Genomic DNA, 23944 nt, shown 5'->3' with positions numbered 1-23944 from the left:
GTGGTCGGCGTGGAACTTTGTTCTCGGCCATCGCGAGAGCCACGCGAAGCAGTGACGCGTCACGAAGTGACCGCCCCGCACGTAGCGGGCCCGTCCGGCAGGACACAAGGGGGGAAAATGACGGAGTTTGAAGGACAGGTTCTAGCGGATCTTTCGGTATTGAAGAGCCAGATGAACGAGCTCATCGGCATCGGGCAGCCGGGACGTCTGCATGAGTTGGAGCAGAGGGTCTCCGGGCATGAGAGGGCGATGCAGAGGCTGAAGGGGATGGCGGGAGCCTTCGGTGGGCTGCTGACGGCGGTGCATGGGTTGATTGCTTACTTTGGAGGGAAACATTGATGGAATGCGTGTGTGTGCAACCGGAGGCGGGGTGGCCGGGATGGGTCGGGGAACCTCGTATAATCGAGGCCATGAGCGCGGAGCCGTTGGTGGGTGTGGTGATGGGCAGCAAGAGCGATTACTCCGTGATGGAGCGCGCGGTGGAGATGCTGCGGGAGTTCGGCGTGGCGCATGAGGTCCGGGTGGTGAGCGCGCACAGGACTCCGGATCTGCTGTTTGAGTATGCCGAGGCGGCTGCCGGGCGCGGGTTGCGCGTGGTGATTGCGGGTGCTGGCGGCGCGGCGCATCTGCCTGGGATGATGGCGGCGAAGACCGTGGTGCCGGTGCTTGGTGTTCCGATTGCGGCGACCGCGCTGCAGGGGATGGATGCGCTGTTGTCGATTGCGCAGATGCCCAAGGGCGTGCCGGTGGGGACGATGGCGATTGGTGCGGCGGGCGCGGCGAATGCGGCTCTGCTGGCGGTGGCGATTCTGGGAACGACGGATGCGGCTTTGCAGGCGAAGCTGGTGAGCTGGCGCGAGGCACGGCGGGATGAAGTGCTGGCGCAGGAGATTGTATGAGCAGGAATGAGCCGAGGCCTTTGCTGCCCGGGGCGACGATTGGGATTCTGGGTGGTGGACAGTTGGGGCGGATGATCGCCATGGCGGCACGGGCGATGGGGTACCGGATTCTGGTGCTCGATCCGGATCCGGGGGCTCCGGCACGGTTTGTGGTGGATGGGCATATCGAGGCGGGTTGGGATGACAGCCGCGGGGCTGCGAACCTGGCGCGTGGGTGCGATGTGGTGACGCTGGAGATCGAGCAGATCGCTCCGCGGAGCATGGAGGCGGCGGCTAGTTTTTGCCCGGTGCGGCCGGGTGGGGCGATGCTGGCGGTGATCCAGGACAGGATTGAGCAGAAGGACTGGCTGCGGAAACATGGGTTTCCGGTGGGTGAGTATCGTGCAGTGCGGTCGTTGGAGCAGGTGAGAGAGGCCATCGGGGAGTTGGGTGGGGCTTGTTTTTGTAAGAGCGCGCAGGGTGGGTATGACGGGCGCGGGCAGGGGAAGACTTCGACGGGGTCGGAGGAAGAGGTTCTGGGGGCGTGGGAGGCTCTGGGTGAGGGGCCGGGCGTCGTCGAAAAGGCTGTGGAGCTGGAGCGGGAGATCAGCGTGATGGTAGCGCGGAGCCCGAGCGGTGAGGTGAAGGTGTATCCGGCGGCATGGAACCACCATGAACGGCAGATTCTGAGCTGGAGCGTGATTCCGGCACCGATTCCCCCCTCGATGGAAGAGGAGGCTCGGAAGATCGCGTATGAGATCGCCGATACGTTCCAACTGGAAGGGCTGCTGGCGGTGGAGATGTTTGTGACGGCGGGGGGGAAGCTGCTGGTGAATGAGCTCGCGCCGCGTCCCCACAATAGCTATCACCAGAGCGAGCGGGCCTGTGTGACGAGCCAGTTCGAGCAGTGTGTGCGGGCGGTGTGCGACCTGCCGCTGGGCGACGTGGATGTGGTGCAGCCGGCGGCGATTGCGAATCTGCTGGGGGATGTTTGGCTGGATGAGAAGGGTGCGCATCGCGAGCCGCATTTCGATCGGGCGCTGGCGGTGCCTGGGGTGAGGGTTGTCCTATATGAGAAGCTGAAGCCACGTAAAGGGCGGAAGATGGGGCATCTGAGCGCGGTGGGGGCTACTCCGGATGAGGCGGTGGAGAGGGTGCTTCGGGCCAAGGCTGCGCTTTAGCGTTCCCTTGGAGTTCAGTGGCTGCATACCCACATCTCAGAATCGAGATGTGGGGCACCCGGTTTGGTGGCGCTTTCAACCGCAGATTCCCTTTGGGAATGACAACCAACAAGGCGTGCTTCACTGGCGTAGTTCAACCTCGGTGGCACCCTGGCCGCCCATGTTCTGCGCGGGTTCGGAGAAGGTGGCTACGTGGGGGTGGCTCTTGAGGTAGTCGCGCAGCGTGCGGCGGAGGATGCCCATGCCGGTGCCGTGGACGATGCGGATTCTTGGCAGGCCGGCGAGGAAGGCGCGGTCGAGGTAGCGCTCGACCTCCTGCTGGGCCTCGTCGGCGGTGCGGCCGATGACGTTGATCTCGGACGGGGTGTAGTCGAGATCCTCGTTCTTGGTGGAGACGGTGATGCCGCCGCGACGCTTGGCGGCTTCGAGGGGCGTGACGGCCTTGACGGTTTCGACCTCGGCGATGTCTTCGATGGTGGCGCGCATCTTCATAGGGCCAATCGAGACCTCGTACGTACGGGCGTCGATGAGACGGTCTACGCGGGCCTGGCGGCCGAGGCTCTTCAGCTTCACCAAATCTCCGACCTTGATGCCCTTGGGCTGGTGCGGGACGGCGTGCGGGTCGTTCTTGTCGGCTCCGGTGGTGTGGGCGACGACGGTTGAGTTGAATTGCTCGGAGAACTCGCGGCGCAGGCGGGACATGCGCAAATCGGAGTCGCGTGAGAGCTTTTGCGCGGCCTTCTTATCGTCGATACTCTTGACGGTCTCCTTGAGCTGGTAGGCGAAGTCTTCGAGCAGGGTGTGGAGCTTCTTTTCGAGCTCGCGGGTGCGCTGCTTCTGCTCGGCGCGGCCCTCGGTTTCGACGCGGAGGCGTTCGCGCGTGAGTTCCTGTTCGCGCTGGCGGAGGGCGAGGCGCTCGGTCTGGGCGGCGGCGAGCTGCTCGTGGAGCTGGTCGAGGAAGGCGCCAATGTCCGCGGTCTGCGTGGTCATCTGGGCGCGGGCTTCGGCGAGGATGTCGGGCGCGAGGCCGAGGCGGGAGGCGATGTTGAGGCCTGCGGAGGCTCCAGGGACGCCGAGGCGGAGTTCGTAGGTGGGGGTGAGGGTCTGCTGGTTGAAGCCGACGGCTGCGTTGAGGACGCCCTTGTTATTCGCCGCATAGACCTTGAGCGAGGTGAGGTGAGTCGTGATGCAGCACCAGGTACGCAGGCGCAGGAAGTGTCCGGCGATGGCGACCGCGAGGGCTGCGCCCTCTTCGGGGTCGGTGGCTGAGCCTAGCTCGTCGAGCAGGACGAGGGAGTCTTCGGTGGCCTCGGCGGCGATGCGGTTGACGTTGACGATGTGCGCGGAGAAGCTGGACAGGTTCGATTCGATGGACTGCGCGTCGCCGATGTCGGCGTAGATGCCGGTGAAGAGAGGCAGGATCGCCTCGTTGGCGGGCACGGGAATGCCGGCCTGGGCCATGAGAGCGAGGAGGCCGGTGGTCTTGAGGGCTACCGTTTTGCCGCCTGTGTTGGGGCCGGAGATGATGAGCTGGCGGGCCTCGGGCTCGAGCGCGAGGGTGAGGGGCGTGGGACCGGGTGAGGAAGTTGGGTCACTTCCCTCTTCGAGCTGGCGGGCGCGATGGTCGCGGCGCATACGGAGTTCGAGCAGAGGGTGGCGGGCGGACTTGAGCGAGAGGCCGACGGCGGCGGGCTCGTCCATGACGCCCTTGATGCCGGATGGAATGGGCTTGGCGCCGGGCACGCTGAAGCGCGGGCGGACGCAGTCGAGATCCTGTGCGAAGCGAGCACGGGCGGAGTGTGCCTCGACCTCAGCGAGGATGGCTGTGCCGAGCAGGATGGGCGTGGCATCGGCGGCGAGGGCGCGGGTCATGGCGACGAGGATGCGGTGAATCTCGCCCTGCTCTTCGTCGAGCAGGCGGACGAGCTCGTTGTTCTGCTCGATGGTCTCGAAGGGCTCCACGAAGACGGTTTGACCTGTGGACGATGAGCCGTGGATGACGCCGGGGACCTTCCGCTTGAACTCCGCCTTGACGGGGATGACGAAGCGCTCGCCACGGACCGTAATGAGCTCGTCCTGTGTGGAACCTCCGTCGGAGAAGCTGCGGAGCGCCTTGCGGAGGCTCTCTTCGATGGCGCGGTGCTGGCGCTCCATGGCGCGGCGGATGCGGCGTAGCTCGGGGCTGGCGTCGTCGGAGAGGGAGCCATCGGGCTCGATCTTGCCGCGCAGCATGCGGAGGAGGTTGGCAAGATCGTAGCCGAGCAGGCGCTCCGAGAGGGCGACGATGCCGGGCCAGTTGCGCTGTCCTTCGGCGGGGGCGTTGGTGAGGAGGTTGCGCCAGGCGGCTACGCGCTCCACGACTTCGAGGAGATCGCGGATTTCGAGGCCTTCGAGCGCGGATCCTTCGATACGACCCTTTTCGAGCAGCGCCGTGGGGTCGAAGAGGCCGTGGAAGTCGAAGCTGCCGCCGCGCGTGAGGAAGCGCCGCCACTCGTCGGTGCGCTGCTGCTGGGTTTCGATCCAGAGGAGGTCCGCGCTGGGCTCGAGCGCGAGCATCCAGGCGCGGCCGAGCGGCGAAAAGGTGTGGCCGGCGATATGTTCGCGCAGCATAGGCCACTGCAGGGCGGCGGAGCTGGATTGGGCAAGCGGGGACGGGATCAGGGGAAGCAGGTTCGACGGGTTCACACTCTTTATCGTATGCGCGTGGGATATTTGTGTTGAACCGAATCGGTGGGTTTCGCGTAGGTTATACAGACGGGATCTGTGATATCCCACCTGGTTCCCGCGGAGGTGTTGCGATGACTTGCCCAACCTGTGGTGCTCCTTTCGATGGCGTCGGCAGCTTTTGCCGTCAGTGCGGTGCGCGCCTCGTTGGGCCTCTGGGACCTCCGCCGCCGGGATACGGTTACGCGGCGCCGCCACCGGGATATGCACCCTATGTGCAGGCTTCGCCGCGGGTGCAGCGCAATCTTCAGATCCTGAGCCTCCTGTGGGTGGGGCTTGCGGTCCTGCGCTTCGCCAAGGGCATGGTTGGCATGTTCTTTCTGCGGTCGTGGATACGCGGGGGAGGCGGATTCGGCCATCACTTTCCGTTCGGCAACGGAGGCCCGTTTCTTTCGGCCATGATGCCCTTTACGCTGACCACGACGGTGGTGATGACGGCGCTCTCGCTGATGGTCGCGTACGGGCTGTACAAGCGCAGGCCGTGGGGACGCACGATGGCGATCGTGATGAGTATTCTCTCCATGATCAGCGTCTTCCCGTTCGGAGCAGGCTTGAGCATCTTTACGCTTTGGGTGCTGGCACCCGCTGCTTCGGCGGTGGAGTACGACACGATCGCGGATACCTCGCGGCCGGGTTTCTGAGCTCGGGACTAAACTAGAGGGTATGAACTTTCCTCAAACGCGGATGCGCCGTCTGCGCAAGACCGAAGCGATGCGGTCGCTCGTCCGCGAGACACACCTACGCCCCGAAGCCCTGATCTATCCGTTGTTCATCTGCCCCGGAGAGGGCGTGCGCAAGCCCATCCGTTCGATGCCGGGCGTCTTCAATCTTTCGGTCGACGAGGCCTTGAAAGAGGCGGAGCTGGCTGCGTCGCTGGGTGTGGGCGGGCTGCTGCTGTTTGGGCTGCCGGCGGAGAAGGATGAGCTTGGCACGGGTGCGTGGGCGGAAGACGGCATTCCGCAGACGGCTCTGCGCGCCATCAAGCGGCAGAGCAGCCTGAAATCGCTGGTCACCATCGCCGATGTGTGTCTCTGCGAGTACACCTCGCATGGGCATTGCGGCGTGGTGCAGAGGGATGGCGATCACTACCACATCGACAATGACCCTTCTGTGGCGCTGCTGGCGAAGACAGCGGTCTCACTCGCCGAGGCTGGGGCGGACATCGTTGCGCCCTCAGACATGATGGACGGCCGCATCGCCGCCATGCGAGAGGCCATGGATGAGGCTCGCCTGCAGGATACGCCGATCATGAGCTACGCCGCGAAGTTCGCCTCAGCGTTCTACGGGCCGTTCCGCGAGGCGGCCGATTCCGCTCCGCAGTTCGGCGACCGGCGCAGCTACCAGATGGACGGCGCCAATATGCGCGAAGCCATGCGGGAGATCGACCAGGACATCGCCGAGGGCGCGGACATGCTGCTGATGAAGCCAGCAATGCCGTACCTCGACGTGATTCGCGCGGCTCGTGAGCGCTACGACCTGCCCATGGGCGCATACCAGGTTTCGGGCGAATACTCCATGATGCACGCGGCGTTCGAGCGTGGCTGGCTGGAGCCGGAACGCACGATGATGGAGTCGCTGCTGGGCATCCGCAGGGCAGGCGCGGACTTTATCGTGACGTACTTTGCGCTGGAGGCGGCGAAGGTGCTGGCGTAGGACGGAAGCGCTGCTTCCCCTTCCTGGCGGAGTCCTGGCCAGCCTGCAAAAATACTGTGTTTTCCTGCAACAAATTCTGAGGAAAACCAGTCTCATCAGTACGGAGTAGAATTGCCTGCGATGCAGTACGGCCATATCATCGCCATGATCGATGCCTGCCTGGAGCGTCTCCACGCGGCTCGAAAGCTTCTCAGCACCCCGTATCACAACGCGGTCGTCGAAGTTCTGCATCAGACCTCGAAAGATCAAGTCGTCAAGACGAAGAAAGTAAGGCCCGCAATCCGAATCAAGAAGAAAAGAGTTGAGCTCACACCGAGCCTCTTCACCTCCACCCCCGAGATCGAAGCCGCGGCGGCTCTCCCCGAGGCGCCTGAGGCATCCCCCATGCCGGTCGTTGTCGAGGCTCCGGTCGTGGCCGTGACCAAGGTTTCCGCCAGCCGCGCGGTCGTCGCCACCGCGCAGCGTGCGGTCGCCGAGATCCAGACCGCGATTCCGGCTCTGCGGCGAAAGCATGTTCCGCTGCCCAGCGCGCTGGTAAGCCCCGTGCCCACCGGTCCGGTGTTTATTCCCGCCGCGCAGGTGCGTGAAAATACGCAGAAACGCGCCGAAGCGAAGGTCGAGCAGGCTCCTGCCACCAAGGCTGCGTCGGCTCCCCTGACGGCCGAGATGCTGGCCAAGCGCTGGCTTCAGAGCCCAGCGCACTAAGGCCGCACTAAGGCTTAGAACACTCCTCTCGATACGCTTCCCTGCCCTTCCCTTGACGCGGAGCGTAAAATTATTCCGTAGGCACGCCGGTGCGCAAAGCCCATGTGCCCGAGAACGGAGTACTCCTTGGCAGACACAATTTTTGACCTGGTCGTCGTGGGCGGCGGGCCCGCGGGCTACACCTGCGCGATTCGCGCCGCACAGTACGGATTGAAGGTCGCTCTCATCGAGAAGACGGACCTGCTCGGCGGAACATGCCTTCACTGGGGATGCATCCCCACCAAGGCGATGCTCTTCTCGGCCGAGATCTGGGACCACATCAAGCACGCCACCAAGTACGGCATCGACAACGTGGACCAGCCCAAGCTGAACTGGGCAAACCTGCTGCAGCGCAAGAACGACATCATCGTGAAGCACACCAAGGGTCTCGACTTCCTGATGAAGAAGAACAAGATCACGGTCGTGCGCGGACATGGCCGCCTGACCGGTCCGGCGAAGGCCGGTGTCTTCACCGTCGACGTGACGGCCGAGGACAAGGCCACGGCGGGTGCCGGTTCGGCTCTGCAGACCAAGACCACCGTGCTGGGCAAGAAGGTCGTGATCGCGACCGGCTCCGACGCGCGTATGCTGCCCGGCTACAAAGCCGACCAGACGATCCTGACCAACATTGAGATCCTGTCGCTGCCCGCGATGCCGAAGTCGCTGGTCGTCATCGGCGCAGGTGCCGTTGGCGTCGAGTTCGCCTCGGTCTTCAAGAGCTTTGGCGCGGACGTCACCATCATCGAGGCGCTGCCCCGCATCGTGAACGTCGAAGACGAGGACATCTCGAAGGAACTCACACGCCTCTACAAGAAGCGCGGCATTGAGATCTTCACCTCGTCGAAGGTGGACAAGATCGACAAGACCGCCGACGGCGCGGTCGTCACCTTTACCGATTCGAACGGCAAGCAGCAGACCAAGACTGCCGAGAAGGTTCTCGTCGCGGTAGGCCGTGCGCCACGCACCTACGACGCGGGTCTGGATAAGGTCGGCATCACGCTCGATCGCGGCTTCATCTCCACCAACGAGTGGATGGAGACGTCGGAGCCCGGCCTTTACGCGATCGGCGATATCGTCGCCGGTCTGCCGCAACTTGCGCACGTCGGTGCCATGTCGGGCCTGGTGGTCGCGGCCAAGCTGTCGGGCAAGTATGCCCGCCCCGTGCATCGCAATCGCATTCCGGGCTGCACGTACTGCGATCCGCAGATCGGGTCGGTGGGCCTCACCGAGGCGCAGGCCAAGGAGAAGGGCTACCAGGTGAAGGTGGGCAAGTTCCCATTCGTCGGCAACTCCAAGGCCACCATCGTCGATTCGCACGACGGCTTCGTGAAGGTGGTTTCGGATGCCAAGTACGGCGAGATCCTGGGAGTTCACATCATCGGACCGCAGGCGACGGAGATCATCTCCGAGTGCGTCACGGCGATCGAGCTCGAAGCGACCGTCGAGGCGATGATGTTCACCATCCACGCTCACCCAACGCTCGCCGAAAGCCTGCTTGACGGCTTCTCCAGCGTCGAGGGCATGGCCGTCAACGTGTAGTTTTGCCGCCCAGGCGTCACAAAGCCCCGTCCATGCGGCGGGGCTTTGTGATTGTGAAGGTCTTTATACTGGAGATGAAGGTCGGCGTGACCTACAAAGTTGAACTCATCCATTCCGTTCAGGGTTATTCCGCTCGTAAGCCATCATGCACATCAATCTGCTCTCCTTAGGCCGCATCCCCTTCGACGAAGCCCTTGCCATCCAGCAAAGGGTGATCGCCGCACGCAAGGCCGGGGCCATCGCCGACACGCTCCTCCTGCTCGAACACCCGCCCGTGCTCACCCTGGGCCGCAACGCGCATCGCTCCAACATCCTTGCCTCGGACGAACTGCTCACCAGCAAAGGGGTCGTCATCCACGAGATCAACCGCGGCGGCGACGTGACGTACCACGGCCCCGGACAGCTCATCGGATACCCCATCATCGACCTGCGCGGCGACCTGCCCGGCAAACGCGGGCCGCATCTCGGACCCGTGGACTTCGTCCGCCTGCTTGAAGAGGCGCTTATCCGCACCTGCGGCGACTTCGGCGTCATGACGCAGCGCATCTGCAAGCTCACCGGGGTATGGACGATCGCCGGCGGCAGCATCCGCGAGAAGAAGATCGCCGCCATCGGCGTTCACGTCTCGCAGGGCGTCACCTCGCACGGCTTCGCGCTCAACGTCACCACCGACCTGCGCGACTTCGAGTGGATTGTCCCCTGCGGCATCTCCGACCGCACCGTCACCAGCCTTGAGATGGAGGCGGACGCAGCCCGTCTTGCACCCACCATGGAGAACGCGCTCAACGTCACCGCCCGCAACCTCGGTCGCGTCTTTGAACGGCAGATGCTATGGGTCAACTCGCTCGACGAGTTGCTGGGCACGCCAGAAATCGCCCAAACCGTCCGGTAATAGAACAACCGGGCAGCTGCCGGACGACACGGTCTATTCCACAGCACTATAATTTCCATGTCGCGCCGCGTGCGGAGCACGAATCCGCGCGGACGCCGTTGTAATGAAGAGGAGCCTCATGCCGACCGACGTAGTCATGCCCCAGATGGGCGAATCCATCACCGAAGGCACCATCACCAAGTGGCTGAAGAAGGTCGGCGAAGCCGTCCAGCGCGATGAGCCGCTCTTTGAGATCTCGACCGACAAGGTCGACGCCGAGATCCCCTCGCCCGCAGCCGGCATTCTGAAAGAGATCAAGATCGCGGAAGGCGCCACCGTCGAGATCAACACGGTCGTCTGCTCTATCGAAGAGGGCGGAACTGCTTCGGCGAGCACTGCGCCCACCGCTGAGACTGCCGCGACGCCCGTGGTCGACTCCACGACGCCCGCAGCCGTCGATCTGCCCTCCGCCAACGAGACACCGGACAACCCCTCCGCCGTGGAGCCCGTTGCCGCCGGCACCGAGGTTCTGATGCCGCAGATGGGCGAGTCCATCACCGAGGGCACCATCACCAAGTGGCTGAAGAAGGTTGGCGACACCGTCCAGCGCGACGAGCCCATCTTCGAGATCTCCACCGACAAGGTCGACGCGGAGATCCCCTCGCCCGTCGCTGGCAAGCTGACCGAGATCAAGGTTCCCGAAGGCTCGACGGTGACGATCAACACCGTGGTCGCCGTCATCGGCGGTGGCGCTGCTGCCCCGGCCGCGAAGCCTGCCGCCGCCGCTCCGGCGCCTGCTGCTGCCGCTCCCGCTACCCCGGCAAATGCCCAGGCCTCCGAGGGCGGGCGCATCGTCTCCTCGCCGCTGGTGCGCAAGATCGCCTCCGACAACAACGTCAATCTGGCTGAGCTTTCGGGCACAGGCGCATCGGGCCGCATCACCAAAGCCGACATCGTCGGTCATCTCGAGGGCGGGGCGAAGCCCGCTCCCGTGGCTCCTGCGGCTGCTCCCGCACCGGCGGCACCGGCTCCTGCTGCTGCCAAGCCCGCTGCGGCGGCTGCGACGCCTCAGCCCGGCGAGCTCGTCCCCATGACCAAGATGCGCGCCATCATCGCCAAGCGCATGGTCGAGTCCAAGCACACCAGCCCGCACGTCCACACCATCTTCAAGGTGGACATGACCCGCATCGTCAAGCTCCGCGAGAAGGAGAAGAACAAGTACGAGCAGCGCAACGGCACCAAGCTCACGTACATGCCCTTCATCACGCGCGCCGCGGTCAATGCGCTGCGGAAGCATCCGGTGGTCAACGCCGCCATTCAGGGCGATGCGATCCTCTATAACCGCAACATCAACATCGGCATCGCCGTCGCGCTCGACTGGGGCCTCATCGTTCCCGTCATCAAGGGCTGCGAGGAGAAGAACTTCCTCGGCGTCGCGCGCTCCATCGTCGATCTCGCCGATCGCGCCCGCAACAAGAAGCTCGCTCCGGACGAAGTCTCCGGCGGCACCTTCACCATCACCAACGCAGGCATCTTCGGCGAGCAGTTCGGCACGCCGATCATCAACCAGCCCCAGGCCGCGATCCTCGGCGTGGGCGGCCTGAACAAGGAAGCCCTCGTCCTTACCGATAAGGATGGCCAGGACACCATCGCCATCCGCAACGTGCAGCGCTTCACGCTCGGCTTCGATCACCGCATCGTCGACGGCGCGGACGCCGGCAAATTCATGTCGGACTTCAAGGCGTATCTCGAGAACTGGTCGGAAGATATCGGATAAAGAAAAGGCTTCTCAACAAGAAGCTTTCTCCAGAACCGGCAACACGCTGCAGGCAAAAGAAATCCCCGCCAACCCGGCGGGGATTTTTCTTTTCGTGCGACAAGCGGTTACGCCTTCGCACTTTTCTTCAGCGCAGGAGCGGCCGCAGCCTGATCCTGCTCGCTCTTCTTCTTCGATTCCCTTTCCTTCGCGGTCTTCGGGGTGTCGCTTTTCTCCGCCTTGGTCGCGTCCTTTGCGGAGGCGGCGCCAGCCAGAGCAGGCTTGCTCTCGCCCAGCAGCAGCTTGCCGGCGGCAACCTCTTCCTGCAGGTTGGCGTTCAGCAGCGCTGCGATCTCCTTCTGACCAAGCGACTTCGCAATGGCGATCGCCGCAGTATATCCGGCGATCTCGTAGTGCTCCACGCGCAGCGCGGCACCGATCAACTCGACGTCCTTGGTCGCGCCTTCCTCATCGGACTCGATCGCGTCCTTGCCCTCTTCCACAACGCCTTCCATGCCGTTGCAGTGCTGGCCCGTCGGCTTCTTGCCCAGGATCTGGAACGCCTGCTTCAGGCGCTCGACCTGACCCTTGGTCTCTTCAAGATGATTGGTAAACGCGGTCTTCAGCGATTCGGTTTTGGTGGCCTTCGCCATCTTCGGCAAAGCCTTCACCAACTGGTTCTCCGCGCTGTAGAGATCGCGAAGCTCTTCGAGAAATACATCCTGCAGACTCATAAAAAACTCCTGTGGCCCAACTGATCGTGCGCGAATATCGCCTCTGTTTAGAGGCTGATCCACGTTTTTCAGTTGGCCACAGGAGCCTTATGTCTCTCGATAAACCTACCGCCGTGTCAGCACAGCCTCGATCCGGTCGCCAGCCCACTCCAGATCCTCACGATCGATCGTCAGCGGCGGCGCAAAGCGAATCACGTTGAAGTGCGTCTCCTTGCAGAGGATTCCTTCCTCCATCAACGCCTCGCACACCGGTCGCGCCGCGCCCTTCAGCTCCATGGCAATCCAGAGTCCACGACCGCGCACCTGCTCGATCAGAGGGCTCTCAATGCGCTTCAGACGCGCCAGAAACTCCACGCCCAGCTCCGCCGACCGCTCCGACAGCTTCTCCTCGACGATCACCTTCAGCGCCGCCCGCGCAATCGCGCACGCCAGCGGATTGCCGCCAAAGGTGCTGCCGTGATCGCCCGGATGCAACACACCCAGGATCTCCCGCGAAGCCAGCACCGCCGACACCGGGTAAAACCCACCCGAAAGCGCCTTGCCGACGATCAGCACATCCGGCACGATGCCCTCGTGCATATAGGCGAACAGCTTGCCCGTACGCCCCAGCCCCGACTGAATCTCGTCCGCCATGAAGAGCACGTTGTGCTCTTTGCAGATCGCCGAAGCCTCCGCCAGGAAGCCGTCCGGCGGAATCAGCACGCCAGCCTCGCCTTGGATCGGCTCCACCAGGAACGCGCACGTATTCGGCGTAATCGCATCCCGCAGCGCGGTAGCATCGCCAAACGGAATCACCCTGAATCCCGGCAGATACGGTCCGAACCCCTCGCGGTACTGCTCATCGGACGAGAAGCTGACGATCGAGATCGTCCGCCCATGAAAGTTGTTTGTGCAGCAGATGATCTCGGCCTTCCCCTCCGGGATGCCCTTCACCTGGTAGCCCCACTTCCGCGCCACCTTGATCGCCGACTCCACCGCCTCGGTACCCGAGTTCATCGGCAGCGTCATCTCAAAGCCCGTCAGCGCATGCATCTCCTCGTAGAACAGCGGCAACTGATCGTTACGAAACGCGCGCGAAGTCAGCGTCACACGCTGCGCCTGCTCCACCATCGCCTCGAGGATCCGCGGGTGACAATGGCCCTGGTTGACGGCCGAGTAGGCCGCGAGACAGTCGAGATACCGCTTTCCGTTGACGTCGGTCACCCACGATCCGCTGGCGCGCTCGACCACGACGTCCAGGGGATGGTAGTTATGGGCTCCGTACCGCTCTTCGAGCTCGATGAAGTCTTTCGTAAGGGCTTGCATACCCTATTCTGCCTCACTTTTCGACAGCCTGGCTCAGACCTGTGTCTTACTGGACGAACTTTTCCCCCGCACACGCGTCCTGTCCAGAAGGTCGGACAGCGTCCACCCCTCCAGGCTCCGGTCCACCGCCGCTTCGGCATCCGCGTAGACATCCTCGAGCGCGCCCTTCACGCCCTGCCCCACCATGCACTCCGGATTCGGCTCCTGATGCATCCGGAAGCTCGCCTCCTCGCCCAGCGCGCGCCTCACCTCAGCCAGCGTGATCGCCTCCGGGGCTCGCAGCAGAAGCCACCCGCCACCCGTCGACCCCTTCGAGCCCACCAGCCCAGCCCGCCGCAGCAGCGCCAACTGCCGCCGGATGACCACCGCATGCGTCCCCACACTGCCCGCAATCCACTCCGAGGTCATCCGCTCTCCCGGCGTCGAGGCCAGCAGCGTCAGGATATGAGCGGCGATCGAGAAGCGCGAATTCATCAGATTTTAGAGTCGCAGGAGAGCGCGATTGGTTCATCCTAAATCATCGTAACTTTTTTTGTTACGAGAACGATTCGAGCTGCATCTACTCTCCAGCAGCGCAATCTGAAGGGAGTCACCACCATGAAAGTCGTTCTCTATGGCGCAACCGGCAAGTCCGGCAGCCGCATCCTCACCGAACTCACCTCACGCGGACACCAGGTCGTAGCCGTTGCCCGCAACACCGCGTCCCTGCCTGCGGGCGTGGAAGCCGTACAGGACGACCTCAGCGACGTCGCCAGGATCGCCGCCACCGTCAAAGGTGCCGACGCCGTCGTCAGCGCCTACGCTCCGCCGCAGGACGACACCGACCAGGTCATCGGCGTCACGGAGCGCCAGGTCGCCGCGCTCTCCTACCCCGGAAGCCCGCGCCTCATCGTGGTCGGCGGAGCCGCCTCGCTCGAAGTCGCCCCGGGCGTGACGCTGCTCGCCTCCGGCCACCTGCCGCAGGAGTGGGTCGCCATCGCCAGCTCGCATGCCAAGGCGCTCGATCTGCTGAAGGCCTCGTCGATCGACTGGACCTACTTCAGCCCCGCTGCCTTCTTCGTCCCCGGCGAACGCACCGGCAAGTTCCGCCTCGGCACCGACACTCTCATCGCCGATGAGAAGCACGACTCCCGCATTTCATTGGAGGACTACGCCATCGCCCTGGTCGACGAGCTCGAAACGCCCAAACACCGCCGCGCCCGTTTCACCATCGGCTACTAAAGCAAAAGGCGCATGTCCCGCTCAAGGGGCATGCGCCTCAAACAGTCCCGTCAATCTAGAGGCCGGTCTTCGTCGTCTTGATCCCGGCCGCTACCCGCGTCGCCTCAAAGTACGTCCCGCACGCGCTCACCACGATCGTGTTCCGGCCCACCAGAAGCACGGAATCCCCGGGAACCTCGGTCGTGGCGCCGGTCACATCGGCGTCTTCATGCTGCAGGTCGACTTCCATCACCTTTGGGCTCATGATCCTCAGATCCGCCAGCGTAAGCGGCGCGCCGAACGCGCTCTCGCTCTCCTGCTGAAAGGTCTCATTCGTCAGCGAGCGGGTTACCACGCCCGTCAACGGCACCGATCCGCCACGCCACCGCATGGCCCGGGGGCTATAAGTCAACGTCGATCCAACCAGATCCTTCGCACCATCCCAGCATCCGGGAGTCTTCGTCGGCAGCGTACGCACAATCTTCCAACTGCCCATCATCTGCGACGGCATCGATTCCTGCGCGGACAATACGGCCCCGGCCGCAAGACAAAGCCCAAGCATCAAAACAGCGTTCGTTTTCGTCACGCGAAGCTCCAAAAAATTTTGTCAATGTGGCCGCGAAGCCGCAGGCCAACTAGGAAGTGAGACTCAAAGGCGGCAAATAACGATGCCCAGCCACCTTAAAAACTAAACGGTCGAGCCCGAAAGCCCAACCGTGTAGCTGCTGTCTTTTAGTCTTTTGCGGCGGAAGCCGCGATCCACGGTACGAAGTACCTCAGATCCTCATGGGCATCAGGATGTACCGATACTTCACATCCTCATTGCCATCCTCGGGCCGCATCTGCCCGGCCGACTGCGCGTCCTTGAACTCCAGCCGCACCTCACCCTGCGTGCCGATCGCCTTCAGGAAGTCGATCAGGTATTGCGAGTTGAAGCCAACCACAAGCGGATCGTAGTTATATGGCGTCTCGATCGTGTCCTCGGATTCACCGGCATCTGTGGAAGATGAGGATAACTTGAGCTCATTCTGCTCGAGCCGGATCTTGATCGCGCCTGAGCGCTCATCGGCAAACTGCGCCACGCGCTGGATGCAGCCCATCAGGTCTTCCGACCGCACGATCACGAACTTATTGTTATCGCGCGGCAGCACAGCCTCGTAGTTTGGAAACTGCCCGGTCAGCTTGCGGCTGGTCAGGACGCGTCCGCCTACCTTGAAGAACAGCGTCTGTTCGTCATCGCCGAACTCCAGCGTATCGGCCTCCGTCGAGCCAAGCAGGCTCGAAAGCTCCGCCAGCGCCTTGCGCGGGATCAGCGTCTTCTTCTCGCCCGACACGCCCTCGATCGTCTCGCCCAGCTTCTCCACATGCGCCAGGCGGTGACCGTCGGTCGCCACCATCGCCATCGACTCGGCCTTGATCACCAGCAGCGCGCCGTTCAGCGTGTACCGCGACTCCTCGTTCGAGATCGCAAAGATCGTCTTCGCGATCATGCCCTTCAGCGACGGCACCGAGATCTTGAACGCGCCAGACGCCGGAAACTCCGGAACCTGTGGGAAGTTCGCTCGCGCCATGCCCACCATCTTGGTGTTCGAGCGGCCTGCGCGAATCTGCACCCAGTGGTTGTCCATCAGCTTGATCGAGATGTCACCTTCGGGCAGCAACTTGATGTAGTCGTACAGCTTGCGTGCCGGAATCGTGCAGGCACCCGGCTTCTTCACCTTGGCCGTGCAGCTCGTGCGCAGCGACTGGTCGAGATCCGTAGCCGTGATGGTGAGCTTGCCATCCTCGGTCGCCTCGAAGAGAAAGTTCGACAGGATCGGGATCGTCGTCTTGCGCTCCACCACCGACTGCGCCGCCGTCAGCTCGCGCAGTAACTCGGCGCGCGAGACGGTCAGTTCAAGGTTGCCGGTAGGGGCCTGGGCGACGGGGCTTTCAAGGTTCGGGACTGATGTGCTCACGATTGCATCTCCAAGAGGTAAACGGGGTACTAAAAAAACTCTACAGCACGGGCCACCCTTCACGCCGCCAGGCCCGCCAACAGCTTCGATTCTATGGAGGAATGCCCTGCGGAAGCGACAGCTTTCTTTGTGGGAAACCGCGAACGTATGTGGGTTGCGGGGCCGCCCGATGCTCAGGCCGGAGCAAGCCGGGAACGCCCGAGGGAGCGAAGGTCTTTCCCTCATGCTGCTTCCCAAACTTCAGGTCGAGCGACTGCTTCTACGAATACAGAGGAAAAAGGATAGAGAGTGCTAGAAGCAGTAACCGTTTGCGCTTCAAATGTGGATAACCAACTTAAACCAAACAAACCAAAACTCTTAGCCTGTGCCCCCAGTTTAGAAAACCCGGTGTGCAAAAAAGGAGAGCAGGTAAGACTGGGAGGAAATCAAAAGATCGGTACCGCAGATTCCACATTTCGCACACGGCTTTCTTCACAATGCTGAGAAGACTAGGCGGAAATCGTGGGAAGGGCATCCAACAAATCTGGAATCAGTTGTTTACCCGGCCCACATTGTTCACAGGCCGGCGCACGGGCTGAGGAAAAACCGGGTACAACCATCTGAGGCCCGTTTCTGAACGAGGAGAAGACAACCATGCGAATCGCGCTCTTTGGAGCCTCCGGAGCAACCGGCAAACTACTCACCGAGCGCTGTCTTGCCGCCGGTTACACCGTCACCGCCCTGCTGCGGACACCCGCCTCCTTTTCCTATCGCGACCGGGTACAGACGGTGGAGGGTAACGCCTTCGACCCCAAGGCGATCGAGGCGACCCTCTCCGGAGCCGACGCCGTCCTCTCCGCTCTCGGGGCTCGCTCGTTGAAAAAGGAGGATGTCCTCGAGCGAGCCATCCCCCTCATCGTCGCCGCCATGGAGCGCAACGGACCCAAACGCATCGTAGCCCTGGGCTCCGCTGGTGCCGAGCCCACCTCGCTCGACAAACAGGCGGCATGGCGGCGCTGGTTCGTCCAGAAGATCGTCTACAACACCTTCCTCAAGTACCCCGTAGCCAGCCAGATCGCCCAGTACAAGGCCCTCTCCGCAAGCACCCTCGACTGGACCATGCCTATGCCGCCCATGCTCATGAACGTCGACGGCCGAGGCCTCGACAAGCTCCGCATCGACCGCGATGCCCTGCCGCGCGGCGCAAGCCGCATCAGCCGCGTCGACGTGGCGGACTTCATGATGCAGCAGCTCACCCGTTCCGACTACAGCCGCAGCGGCGTCTACATTTCCTGGTAGGTAGGCAAGCGCGTAGGATGACTCCCATGACGCGTCTCCGCCTCGTCCCAGCCCTGCTCGCCCTCTCGCTTGCCCTGCCAGCCTTCGCGCAGACTCCCAAGTCTGCTGGAGCCATCGCCACGCACCCCGACTGGCCCAAGGCCGCGCCGGCAGATGTGAGGTCCATCGAATCGACCATCAACGCCGTCTACAACGTGATCTCCGGCCCCAAGGGCCAGCCACGCAACTGGACCCGCATGCGCACCCTCTTCGTCCCCGGCGCACGCCTGGCACCGATCCACGAGAGCGGCGCCCACGCCGACGTCACCCTGCTCGACATCGACGGCTACATCGAGCGCGCCAGCAAGCGCATGGAGGCCGAGGGCTTCTTTGAAAAATCCATCGCCAACCGTGTCGAGGTCTACGGCAATCTCGTTGAGGTGTGGAGCACCTACGAGTCCCGCCACGCACCAGCGGACCCCAAACCCTTCGCCCGAGGCATCAACAGCTTCCAGCTCTTGAAAGACGGCGACCGCTACTGGGTCGTGCAGATCATGTGGGGTGCTGAAACGCCATCCACGCCGATCCCCGAGAAGTACCTGAAGGTTCGCTAGCTCGAATAACTAGACCTTCCGTATCGGCCCAGGATATCGAGCCACGATGGAATCGACAGTCAGCAACGTAATACCCTCCACCAGCGCTTGCGCGATGAGCAGTCGATCGAACGGATCCTTGTGAATCGGCGGAAGCGTTGCAACGGCAAGGGCGTGCGAGCTGCTTACCGGTAATTCGACATACCCGTTCGTGCGTAGTCCTCGCTGCATCACATGCAGGTCGCGTTGAAAGTCAGGCCTGCCCAGGCTCTTCTTGATCGCGATCTCCCATATGCTCGCCGCGCTGTAGACTAGCTCATTGGCTGGATCGGCAAGAAGAGGCCGAATCTTTCTGGGTAGCAGGTGGGTTTCGCCAGTCGCCCAAAGAAGCATGTGGGTGTCCAGCAGGAAGTTCACCCGTTCCCCTCAAACAGAGCGATGATCTCCTCCTGGCCCATGGTGTCGAAGTCGGCGGGAGTCGAGCACTGGCCATCCATGAACCCGAGGCGGCTTGCCTTCTTCGGGGAGTCGAGTGCTGTGACCTTTACCATTGGTTTTCCGGCTTTGGCAATAATGAACGATTCACCTTCGAAGGCTTCTTCAACCAGTTTGGAGAGGTGAGTCTTTGCTTCGTGGATGTTGATTGTCCGCATCGGTCCTCCACCTTAGTTCACTCCACTTAGTTTACTCCCAAACAAGAAAAAGGCCCGCCGAAAGCGGACCTGATCCCTACTCCCTGTTCCCTGCCTTTAGTTCAGCGTCTCCATCAGCTTATTGATCGTCCGGTTCAAGTCCTTATCGTTCCGTCTCTGCTCATCGATCTTCGAGATCGAGTGCATCACGGTCGTATGGTGCTTGCCCCCAAACTGACGCCCGATCTCCGGCAACGAGGCCTCGGTCATCTGCTTGGCCAGATACATCGCAATCTGCCGCGGCACCACGATCTGCCGCGAGTTGTTCTTCTGCTTCAACTCAGCAACCCGCATACCAAAGTGTTCAGCTACGGCCCTCTGAATCGCCTCGATTGTGATCTTTCTTACCTGCGTATCGATGAACTGCTTCAGGCACTGCTGCGTTACCGGCAGCGTAATCTCCACGCCATGCATCGAGCACCACGCGATCAGCCGCACCAGCGCGCCCTCAAGTTCACGCACGTTCGTCCGCACATTGCTCGCAATAAACAAAGCGACGTCCGTGGGCAACTGCGTCTGCTCGCTCTCTGCCTTCTTCTGCAGAATCGCAACCTTCGTCTCGAGATCCGGTGGCTGAATATCCGCGATCAAACCCCACTCAAAACGCGACCGCAGACGATCTTCAAAGTCCGCCAATTCTTTCGGAGGCCGATCCGACGCGATCACAATCTGCTTCATGCTCTCGTGCAGCGTATTGAACGTATGGAAGAACTCTTCCTGCGTCCTCTCCTTGCCGGCGAGAAACTGAATATCATCGATCAGCAACACATCGACGTTCCTGAACTTGTCCCGGAACGACGTCATCTTGTCGTACCGGACCGAGTTGATCATCTCGTTCGTAAACTTCTCACCGCTCACATAGCAGATCGAAGCATGCGGTTGCCTGCGCTTCACGTCATGGCCAATCGCATGCATCAGGTGCGTCTTGCCCATGCCCACGCCGCCATACAGGAATAGCGGGTTGTAAGCCTTCGAAGGCCTCTCCGCAACCGCCTGCGACGCAGCCATGGCGAACTGGTTCCCACTTCCAATCACGAACGCATCGAACTGATACCGCGGATTCAACTGCGAGGCCGTGTTCCAGTCGAACCGCGCCTGCTCCGGAGCCGCGCTGCCATTACCCGCCGCCGCCCGTCCCGACCGGGGCGCATTCAACGAGTGGCTCGGCAGAGGAGCAAACCCACCATCTTCCCGCAGACGAACCGCCGCCGGATCCTGCTGCGGCGTCTGGAAGATCACTTCTTCAATGTCCAACTGGAGGTTGTCGATCGCCTCCTGGATCAGGTCGGCATACTTCTCGCCCACCTTCTCAAACTCCGCCGACGGAATGCGCACGTACAGCGTCCGGCCCGTCATGTGCGAGAACCGCGTGGGTTTCAGCCACGTCTCGAACGACTGACGGTTGATCTTCTTTTCGAGCGCGCCCAGGATACGGACCCATGAATTCAATACAGCCGCTGCTGTCGGTACAAAGGACATACTTTTTTAGAACCTTCTTTCAACGATGTCGTACACCACAACCACACGCACCCAAGGGGATCGTCTGCCTCGGGGCATGGGCCTCATACGTTCGTGCGATTCAATCAAGCCGCCTGTGCCCTGGGGAAACGCACACAGCCGGTAAAGGCAACAAGAAGTTCATCCTGCCCTTCAATAGGGCAAGTGGGGGAACATCTTCTTGGCCGGAAATTCCTCGCGCTCAAACGTACGGGTCGCAGGGGAGTAAGTCAGGTAAAACGAACCAGAATCATGCAAAAAGAACGAAGAAGCCTTCTTGCGGAACGGGTTTGATACTAGCAGGAAAACTAGTCCCTTTTCTCGGCCTTTTCACGAGAAAATCTTTGGTTACCGCGAGTTGCACCATTCCTGGTGAAGTTTGAAATGGTTGTCCAAGAGGTTGAAAAGTTTTCCAGTCCGGTCACGAAAACATCTCCCATTTTACCCCGGAAAATGGCCTTTTTCAGTCTTGACGGAAGACTCGGAAAGGGGTAGCAAGGTCGTCTGCACCGCCTCCCTGCGGGATCTCTCACGGAAGAGGGTCGCCCTGGTCACCCGGCATGACGGACCATCGTGGTGTGGCGAGGTTCATTGCCACTTTTCCACCACTCGCGTATACTCAGTAATTGCTGTCGTACGCCACACGAAGCGGCTTGGATGTTCCTGCCGTTCAGATCGCAATCCCGGATCGTGGTGCGCTTTGAAACAGGCGCTTTGAGACCCACCGGGTTCTACGGCGAACAAGCACATCTTTAGAACGCAACCTTTTGAAATAAGGTTCAGGAGTCAGTTCCATGCCCAAGCGTACCTTTCAGCCCAACCGCCGCCACCGCGCCAAGACCCACGGCTTCCTTACCCGCATGAAGACCAAGGCCGGAGCCGCCGTGCTCAGCCGCCGTCGCGCCAAGGGCCGTCACAAGATCGCCGTCTCCGCTGGCTTCCGCGACTAGTTCTCTCTCGCCTCTCTGGCGATGGAACATAGCTTTTTCTTCGGCCCGGATGTTGTCGATCGGCACACGCCATCGAACACTCCGGGCCGAACCTCATCTGCAACCAGGGGGATGCATGATCCAGACCAAGCCCATCTCGCTCGAAGCTGCCGCCTCCGCTCTGCCTGAGCTCTGGTCGCCACGCATCCTCGGCCAGGTCAACGATCAGTACATCAAGGTCGCGCGCGTCGAAGGCGTCTTCCCCTGGCACACCCACGACCACGAAGACGAGATGTTCCTCGTCCTCCGCGGAGCCCTCACCATAGGCCGCTCCGAGGCCGATGGCGGCCCCGTCACGCTGCAGCCTGGCGAATTCTTCGTCGTCCCCGCCGGCCTGCACCACAACACCAGCGCCGACGTCGAAACCTGGATAGCCCTCATCGAGACCACCACCACGCTGCACACCGGCACCACCGTGCTCTCCCAGACCCGCTCCATCGAAGAGCAGTTGGGATAGCCATGTACATCCCTCCTTTCAACGAAGAGAAGCGCCTCCCGGTCATCCACGACCTCATGCGCCACCACCCACTCGCCACCCTCGTCACCATGACGGACAAGGGCCTCTTCGCCACCCATCTTCCGATGGTCCTTCACGCGGAAGAGGGCGAATACGGCACCCTGCGCGGTCACATCTCCAAGGCCAACCTGCAGGGCCGTGCCACGCATGCGGACATCGACGCCCTCGCCATCTTCGCCGGCCCGCGCCACTACATCAGCCCCACGTGGTACCCCAGTAAGCACGAAGATCCCAGGACAGTTCCCACCTGGAACTACGCGGTCGTCCACGCCTACGCCCCCATCGCGTTCATCGAAGATTCGTCCTGGCTTCTCACCCACCTCGAAACCCTCACGAGCATCCACGAGGCGACCTCCCCGAAGCCCTGGAAGATCACCGACGCACCCGCCGACTACATCGTCGGCCAGTCCCGCGGGATCATCGGTATCGAGCTTCCCATCCGCACCCTTCAGGGCAAGTGGAAGGTGAGCCAGAACCGCACTCAGGCCGACCGCGCCGGCGTAGCCGAAGGCCTCGCCGACCTCAATACCCCCGAAGCCCTCGCCATGAAGGCTCTGGTCGAGCCCTAACCTCAGACGGCACCCCTCCCCCTGAAAAGTTCCAAAGTCTCCGGAAAAATAGACTTAACGCTGGACTCGGTGTGTCGGGAATGATTAAGACCCACCGGACGAAACAAACCCAGCAAAGAGAAACCCATGCAATCCATCCGAGCGGAACGTTGAGCTGACGCGTCTATCCCGTGAGGAAGACGATGCGCAAAGTTCGAACGATGGCCACAGGATGCCTCTCCGTCATCCTCCTTCTTGCCCCGGCACTGTACGCCCAAGGCATCCTTGGCACCTGGCAGGCCACGCTGCCCGTCGACAACTCCCCGCACGTCCAGCTCCGAATCACCCAGGCAAGCGATGGCGCTCTCCGCGGCGTCTTTGATCGCTTCGACTGGACGACCTCCGTCCCGCTTTCTACCATCACCTTTTTGGCCCCTGACTTGAACGCAGCCGCCCCGGTCATCGACATCGCCTTCCACGCCAGGTTGGGCCCGGACGGCAAGTCCCTGCAGGGTACCTGGCAACAGGCCAAACACTCCTACCCCCTCACCTTCACCCTCGCCACCCCTGAGACCCTCTGGAAGCGCGACAACGGCGCTCCCATGGCTCTCTCGGCCGATCCCGCCTTTGAGGTCGCTGTCATCCGGCCAAGCGAGCCCGGTAAGACACAGAGAAGCTTCGCACTCCGGACCCGTCACTTCAACGCAAGAAATTCGACCGTCTTCCAGATGGTGAAGTTCGCCTACGCGCTGCAATCCCGTCAGATCGAAGGCGCGCCGGAATGGTTCGAGAGCGTACGTTTCGATATCGACGCCGAACCCGATACGGAAGGCGTACCCAACGAGCAGCAGTACCGCCTCATGCTGCGAAAACTCCTGGCAGAGCGTTTCCAGCTTAGAACTCACATCCTCCAGAGGGTCGTTCCGGTTTACGCGCTCACGCTCCAGAACAAGACCCCTCGGCTCGACCCAGCCGACGACCCCAACGGCCACTCCCACATCTTCGTCAAACAGATCGATGACGGACAAACCCTCGGGCAGTTCATGGACTTCACCATGCCCGACGTCGCCGATTTCCTGATGGGCTTTCTCCCCGAGCGGCAGATCCTCGATGAGACCGGCCTGAAAGGCCGCGTCAACTTCACCATGACGATCGCGACCGCCTCCACCCAGGGCCCCGCAAACGACACCGCCGCCGAGTACTTCCACGCGATCGAGCCCCTCGGCTTCAAGCTCATCCCCAGGAAGGCCCCGATCGACATCCTCGTGATCGACCACCTCGAAAAGCCTTCCGCGAACTAGTCCTCAA

25 protein-coding genes are annotated in these 23944 nt (G+C 62.1%); 16 read left to right on the top strand and 9 right to left on the bottom strand.

Annotation, left to right across the window (positions count from 1 at the left end; all coding sequences use genetic code 11):
- Nucleotides 1–117 precede the first annotated feature (117 nt).
- From BM400_RS03525 to purK, 3 genes are all read left to right on the top strand, one after another.
- Nucleotides 118–339, top strand: coding sequence for a hypothetical protein (locus tag BM400_RS03525; RefSeq protein ID WP_089836681.1), 222 nt, complete (start codon nt 118–120; stop codon nt 337–339).
- 71 nt (nt 340–410) lie between these two features.
- Nucleotides 411–899, top strand: coding sequence for a 5-(carboxyamino)imidazole ribonucleotide mutase (gene purE, locus BM400_RS03520; RefSeq protein ID WP_089836679.1), 489 nt, complete (start codon nt 411–413; stop codon nt 897–899).
- On the top strand, nt 896–2059 hold the full coding sequence (gene purK / locus BM400_RS03515; RefSeq protein WP_089836677.1) for a 5-(carboxyamino)imidazole ribonucleotide synthase: 1164 nt from the start codon (nt 896–898) through the stop codon (nt 2057–2059). The genes purE and purK overlap by 4 nt, the downstream gene beginning before the upstream one ends.
- Before the next feature lie 120 nt (nt 2060–2179).
- Here the strand turns inward: purK and BM400_RS03510 are convergent, their stop codons facing one another.
- Nucleotides 2180–4744, bottom strand: a complete 2565-nt coding sequence (locus BM400_RS03510; RefSeq protein WP_425432383.1) for an endonuclease MutS2 — start codon at nt 4742–4744, stop codon at nt 2180–2182.
- A gap of 113 nt (nt 4745–4857) precedes the next feature.
- On the opposite strand from BM400_RS03510, the gene BM400_RS03505 reads away from it, so the two are divergent.
- The 6 genes from BM400_RS03505 to BM400_RS03480 all read left to right on the top strand — a co-directional run bounded on the left by BM400_RS03505 (nt 4858) and on the right by BM400_RS03480 (nt 11367).
- Complete coding sequence (locus BM400_RS03505; RefSeq protein WP_141223795.1) at nt 4858–5424, top strand: hypothetical protein; 567 nt, start codon at nt 4858–4860, stop codon at nt 5422–5424.
- 22 nt (nt 5425–5446) lie between these two features.
- Entirely contained in the window at nt 5447–6436 is a 990-nt protein-coding gene (gene hemB, locus BM400_RS03500; RefSeq protein WP_089836674.1) for a porphobilinogen synthase, read from the top strand.
- A 120-nt stretch (nt 6437–6556) separates the two neighbouring features.
- On the top strand, nt 6557–7141 hold the full coding sequence (locus BM400_RS03495; RefSeq protein WP_089836672.1) for a hypothetical protein: 585 nt from the start codon (nt 6557–6559) through the stop codon (nt 7139–7141).
- Between the two features lie 126 nt (nt 7142–7267).
- A complete protein-coding gene (lpdA, locus tag BM400_RS03490; RefSeq protein WP_089836670.1) occupies nt 7268–8719 on the top strand; it encodes a dihydrolipoyl dehydrogenase in 1452 nt (483 codons plus the stop codon).
- Between the two features lie 145 nt (nt 8720–8864).
- Nucleotides 8865–9611, top strand: a complete 747-nt coding sequence (gene lipB / locus BM400_RS03485; protein ID WP_089836669.1) for a lipoyl(octanoyl) transferase LipB — start codon at nt 8865–8867, stop codon at nt 9609–9611.
- A gap of 118 nt (nt 9612–9729) precedes the next feature.
- A complete protein-coding gene (locus BM400_RS03480; RefSeq protein WP_089841436.1) occupies nt 9730–11367 on the top strand; it encodes a 2-oxo acid dehydrogenase subunit E2 in 1638 nt (545 codons plus the stop codon).
- Between the two features lie 107 nt (nt 11368–11474).
- Here BM400_RS03480 and BM400_RS03475 read toward each other — a convergent pair whose 3' ends face one another.
- The 3 genes from BM400_RS03475 to BM400_RS03465 form a co-directional block, all read right to left on the bottom strand.
- Nucleotides 11475–12080: a ferritin-like domain-containing protein gene (locus tag BM400_RS03475; RefSeq protein ID WP_089836666.1), complete on the bottom strand. Its 606-nt coding sequence runs from the start codon at nt 12078–12080 to the stop codon at nt 11475–11477.
- A gap of 105 nt (nt 12081–12185) precedes the next feature.
- A complete protein-coding gene (gene rocD / locus BM400_RS03470; protein WP_089836664.1) occupies nt 12186–13385 on the bottom strand; it encodes an ornithine--oxo-acid transaminase in 1200 nt (399 codons plus the stop codon).
- Between the two features lie 33 nt (nt 13386–13418).
- Nucleotides 13419–13859 (bottom strand): Rrf2 family transcriptional regulator, encoded by a 441-nt coding sequence (locus BM400_RS03465; protein ID WP_089836662.1) that lies wholly within the window; start codon nt 13857–13859, stop codon nt 13419–13421.
- Nucleotides 13860–13982: 123 nt separating this feature from the next.
- Here BM400_RS03465 and BM400_RS03460 point away from each other — a divergent pair, with 123 nt between their 5' ends.
- Nucleotides 13983–14606: an NAD(P)-dependent oxidoreductase gene (locus tag BM400_RS03460; RefSeq protein ID WP_089836660.1), complete on the top strand. Its 624-nt coding sequence runs from the start codon at nt 13983–13985 to the stop codon at nt 14604–14606.
- A 55-nt stretch (nt 14607–14661) separates the two neighbouring features.
- Here BM400_RS03460 and BM400_RS03455 read toward each other — a convergent pair whose 3' ends face one another.
- Both BM400_RS03455 and dnaN read right to left on the bottom strand, forming a co-directional pair.
- Nucleotides 14662–15171: a hypothetical protein gene (locus BM400_RS03455; protein WP_245781657.1), complete on the bottom strand. Its 510-nt coding sequence runs from the start codon at nt 15169–15171 to the stop codon at nt 14662–14664.
- Nucleotides 15172–15361: 190 nt separating this feature from the next.
- A complete protein-coding gene (dnaN, locus tag BM400_RS03450; RefSeq protein ID WP_425432382.1) occupies nt 15362–16543 on the bottom strand; it encodes a DNA polymerase III subunit beta in 1182 nt (393 codons plus the stop codon).
- A gap of 633 nt (nt 16544–17176) precedes the next feature.
- Between dnaN and BM400_RS03445 the strand changes: the two genes are divergently transcribed.
- Both BM400_RS03445 and BM400_RS03440 read left to right on the top strand, forming a co-directional pair.
- A complete protein-coding gene (locus BM400_RS03445) occupies nt 17177–17821 on the top strand; it encodes an NAD(P)-dependent oxidoreductase (protein ID WP_089836657.1) in 645 nt (214 codons plus the stop codon).
- A gap of 26 nt (nt 17822–17847) precedes the next feature.
- Complete coding sequence (locus BM400_RS03440; protein ID WP_089836654.1) at nt 17848–18414, top strand: hypothetical protein; 567 nt, start codon at nt 17848–17850, stop codon at nt 18412–18414.
- Between the two features lie 9 nt (nt 18415–18423).
- Here BM400_RS03440 and BM400_RS03435 read toward each other — a convergent pair whose 3' ends face one another.
- The 3 genes from BM400_RS03435 to dnaA all read right to left on the bottom strand — a co-directional run bounded on the left by BM400_RS03435 (nt 18424) and on the right by dnaA (nt 20564).
- On the bottom strand, nt 18424–18810 hold the full coding sequence (locus tag BM400_RS03435; RefSeq protein ID WP_089836652.1) for a type II toxin-antitoxin system VapC family toxin: 387 nt from the start codon (nt 18808–18810) through the stop codon (nt 18424–18426).
- Nucleotides 18807–19046: a type II toxin-antitoxin system Phd/YefM family antitoxin gene (locus BM400_RS03430; RefSeq protein WP_089836651.1), complete on the bottom strand. Its 240-nt coding sequence runs from the start codon at nt 19044–19046 to the stop codon at nt 18807–18809. The genes BM400_RS03435 and BM400_RS03430 overlap by 4 nt, the downstream gene beginning before the upstream one ends.
- A gap of 96 nt (nt 19047–19142) precedes the next feature.
- Entirely contained in the window at nt 19143–20564 is a 1422-nt protein-coding gene (gene dnaA / locus BM400_RS03425; RefSeq protein ID WP_089836649.1) for a chromosomal replication initiator protein DnaA, read from the bottom strand.
- 812 nt (nt 20565–21376) lie between these two features.
- Between dnaA and rpmH the strand changes: the two genes are divergently transcribed.
- From rpmH to BM400_RS03405, 4 genes are all read left to right on the top strand, one after another.
- Nucleotides 21377–21532, top strand: a complete 156-nt coding sequence (gene rpmH / locus BM400_RS03420; RefSeq protein WP_089836647.1) for a 50S ribosomal protein L34 — start codon at nt 21377–21379, stop codon at nt 21530–21532.
- A 115-nt stretch (nt 21533–21647) separates the two neighbouring features.
- Nucleotides 21648–22028, top strand: coding sequence for a cupin domain-containing protein (locus BM400_RS03415; RefSeq protein ID WP_089836645.1), 381 nt, complete (start codon nt 21648–21650; stop codon nt 22026–22028).
- 2 nt (nt 22029–22030) lie between these two features.
- Nucleotides 22031–22657: an FMN-binding negative transcriptional regulator gene (locus BM400_RS03410; protein ID WP_089836643.1), complete on the top strand. Its 627-nt coding sequence runs from the start codon at nt 22031–22033 to the stop codon at nt 22655–22657.
- A 182-nt stretch (nt 22658–22839) separates the two neighbouring features.
- A complete protein-coding gene (locus BM400_RS03405) occupies nt 22840–23937 on the top strand; it encodes a TIGR03435 family protein (RefSeq protein WP_089836641.1) in 1098 nt (365 codons plus the stop codon).
- Nucleotides 23938–23944 lie beyond the last annotated feature (7 nt).

This window comes from Granulicella pectinivorans (assembly GCF_900114625.1).
GTDB lineage: Bacteria > Acidobacteriota > Terriglobia > Terriglobales > Acidobacteriaceae > Edaphobacter > Edaphobacter pectinivorans.
Note: the sequence above shows the minus strand (reverse complement) of the source record. Positions and strands in the feature narration are given on the sequence as shown.

Coding starts and splice junctions, on each gene's coding strand:
- BM400_RS03525 (WP_089836681.1), top strand. CDS start 118: ATGACGGAGTTTGAAGGACAGGTTCTAGCGGATCTTTCGGTATTGAAG.
- purE (WP_089836679.1), top strand. CDS start 411: ATGAGCGCGGAGCCGTTGGTGGGTGTGGTGATGGGCAGCAAGAGCGAT.
- purK (WP_089836677.1), top strand. CDS start 896: ATGAGCAGGAATGAGCCGAGGCCTTTGCTGCCCGGGGCGACGATTGGG.
- BM400_RS03505 (WP_141223795.1), top strand. CDS start 4,858: ATGACTTGCCCAACCTGTGGTGCTCCTTTCGATGGCGTCGGCAGCTTT.
- hemB (WP_089836674.1), top strand. CDS start 5,447: ATGAACTTTCCTCAAACGCGGATGCGCCGTCTGCGCAAGACCGAAGCG.
- BM400_RS03495 (WP_089836672.1), top strand. CDS start 6,557: ATGCAGTACGGCCATATCATCGCCATGATCGATGCCTGCCTGGAGCGT.
- lipB (WP_089836669.1), top strand. CDS start 8,865: ATGCACATCAATCTGCTCTCCTTAGGCCGCATCCCCTTCGACGAAGCC.
- BM400_RS03480 (WP_089841436.1), top strand. CDS start 9,730: ATGCCGACCGACGTAGTCATGCCCCAGATGGGCGAATCCATCACCGAA.
- BM400_RS03475 (WP_089836666.1), bottom strand. CDS start 12,080: ATGAGTCTGCAGGATGTATTTCTCGAAGAGCTTCGCGATCTCTACAGC.
- rocD (WP_089836664.1), bottom strand. CDS start 13,385: ATGCAAGCCCTTACGAAAGACTTCATCGAGCTCGAAGAGCGGTACGGA.
- BM400_RS03465 (WP_089836662.1), bottom strand. CDS start 13,859: ATGAATTCGCGCTTCTCGATCGCCGCTCATATCCTGACGCTGCTGGCC.
- BM400_RS03460 (WP_089836660.1), top strand. CDS start 13,983: ATGAAAGTCGTTCTCTATGGCGCAACCGGCAAGTCCGGCAGCCGCATC.
- BM400_RS03445 (WP_089836657.1), top strand. CDS start 17,177: ATGCGAATCGCGCTCTTTGGAGCCTCCGGAGCAACCGGCAAACTACTC.
- BM400_RS03440 (WP_089836654.1), top strand. CDS start 17,848: ATGACGCGTCTCCGCCTCGTCCCAGCCCTGCTCGCCCTCTCGCTTGCC.
- BM400_RS03430 (WP_089836651.1), bottom strand. CDS start 19,046: ATGCGGACAATCAACATCCACGAAGCAAAGACTCACCTCTCCAAACTG.
- dnaA (WP_089836649.1), bottom strand. CDS start 20,564: ATGTCCTTTGTACCGACAGCAGCGGCTGTATTGAATTCATGGGTCCGT.
- rpmH (WP_089836647.1), top strand. CDS start 21,377: ATGCCCAAGCGTACCTTTCAGCCCAACCGCCGCCACCGCGCCAAGACC.
- BM400_RS03415 (WP_089836645.1), top strand. CDS start 21,648: ATGATCCAGACCAAGCCCATCTCGCTCGAAGCTGCCGCCTCCGCTCTG.
- BM400_RS03410 (WP_089836643.1), top strand. CDS start 22,031: ATGTACATCCCTCCTTTCAACGAAGAGAAGCGCCTCCCGGTCATCCAC.
- BM400_RS03405 (WP_089836641.1), top strand. CDS start 22,840: ATGCGCAAAGTTCGAACGATGGCCACAGGATGCCTCTCCGTCATCCTC.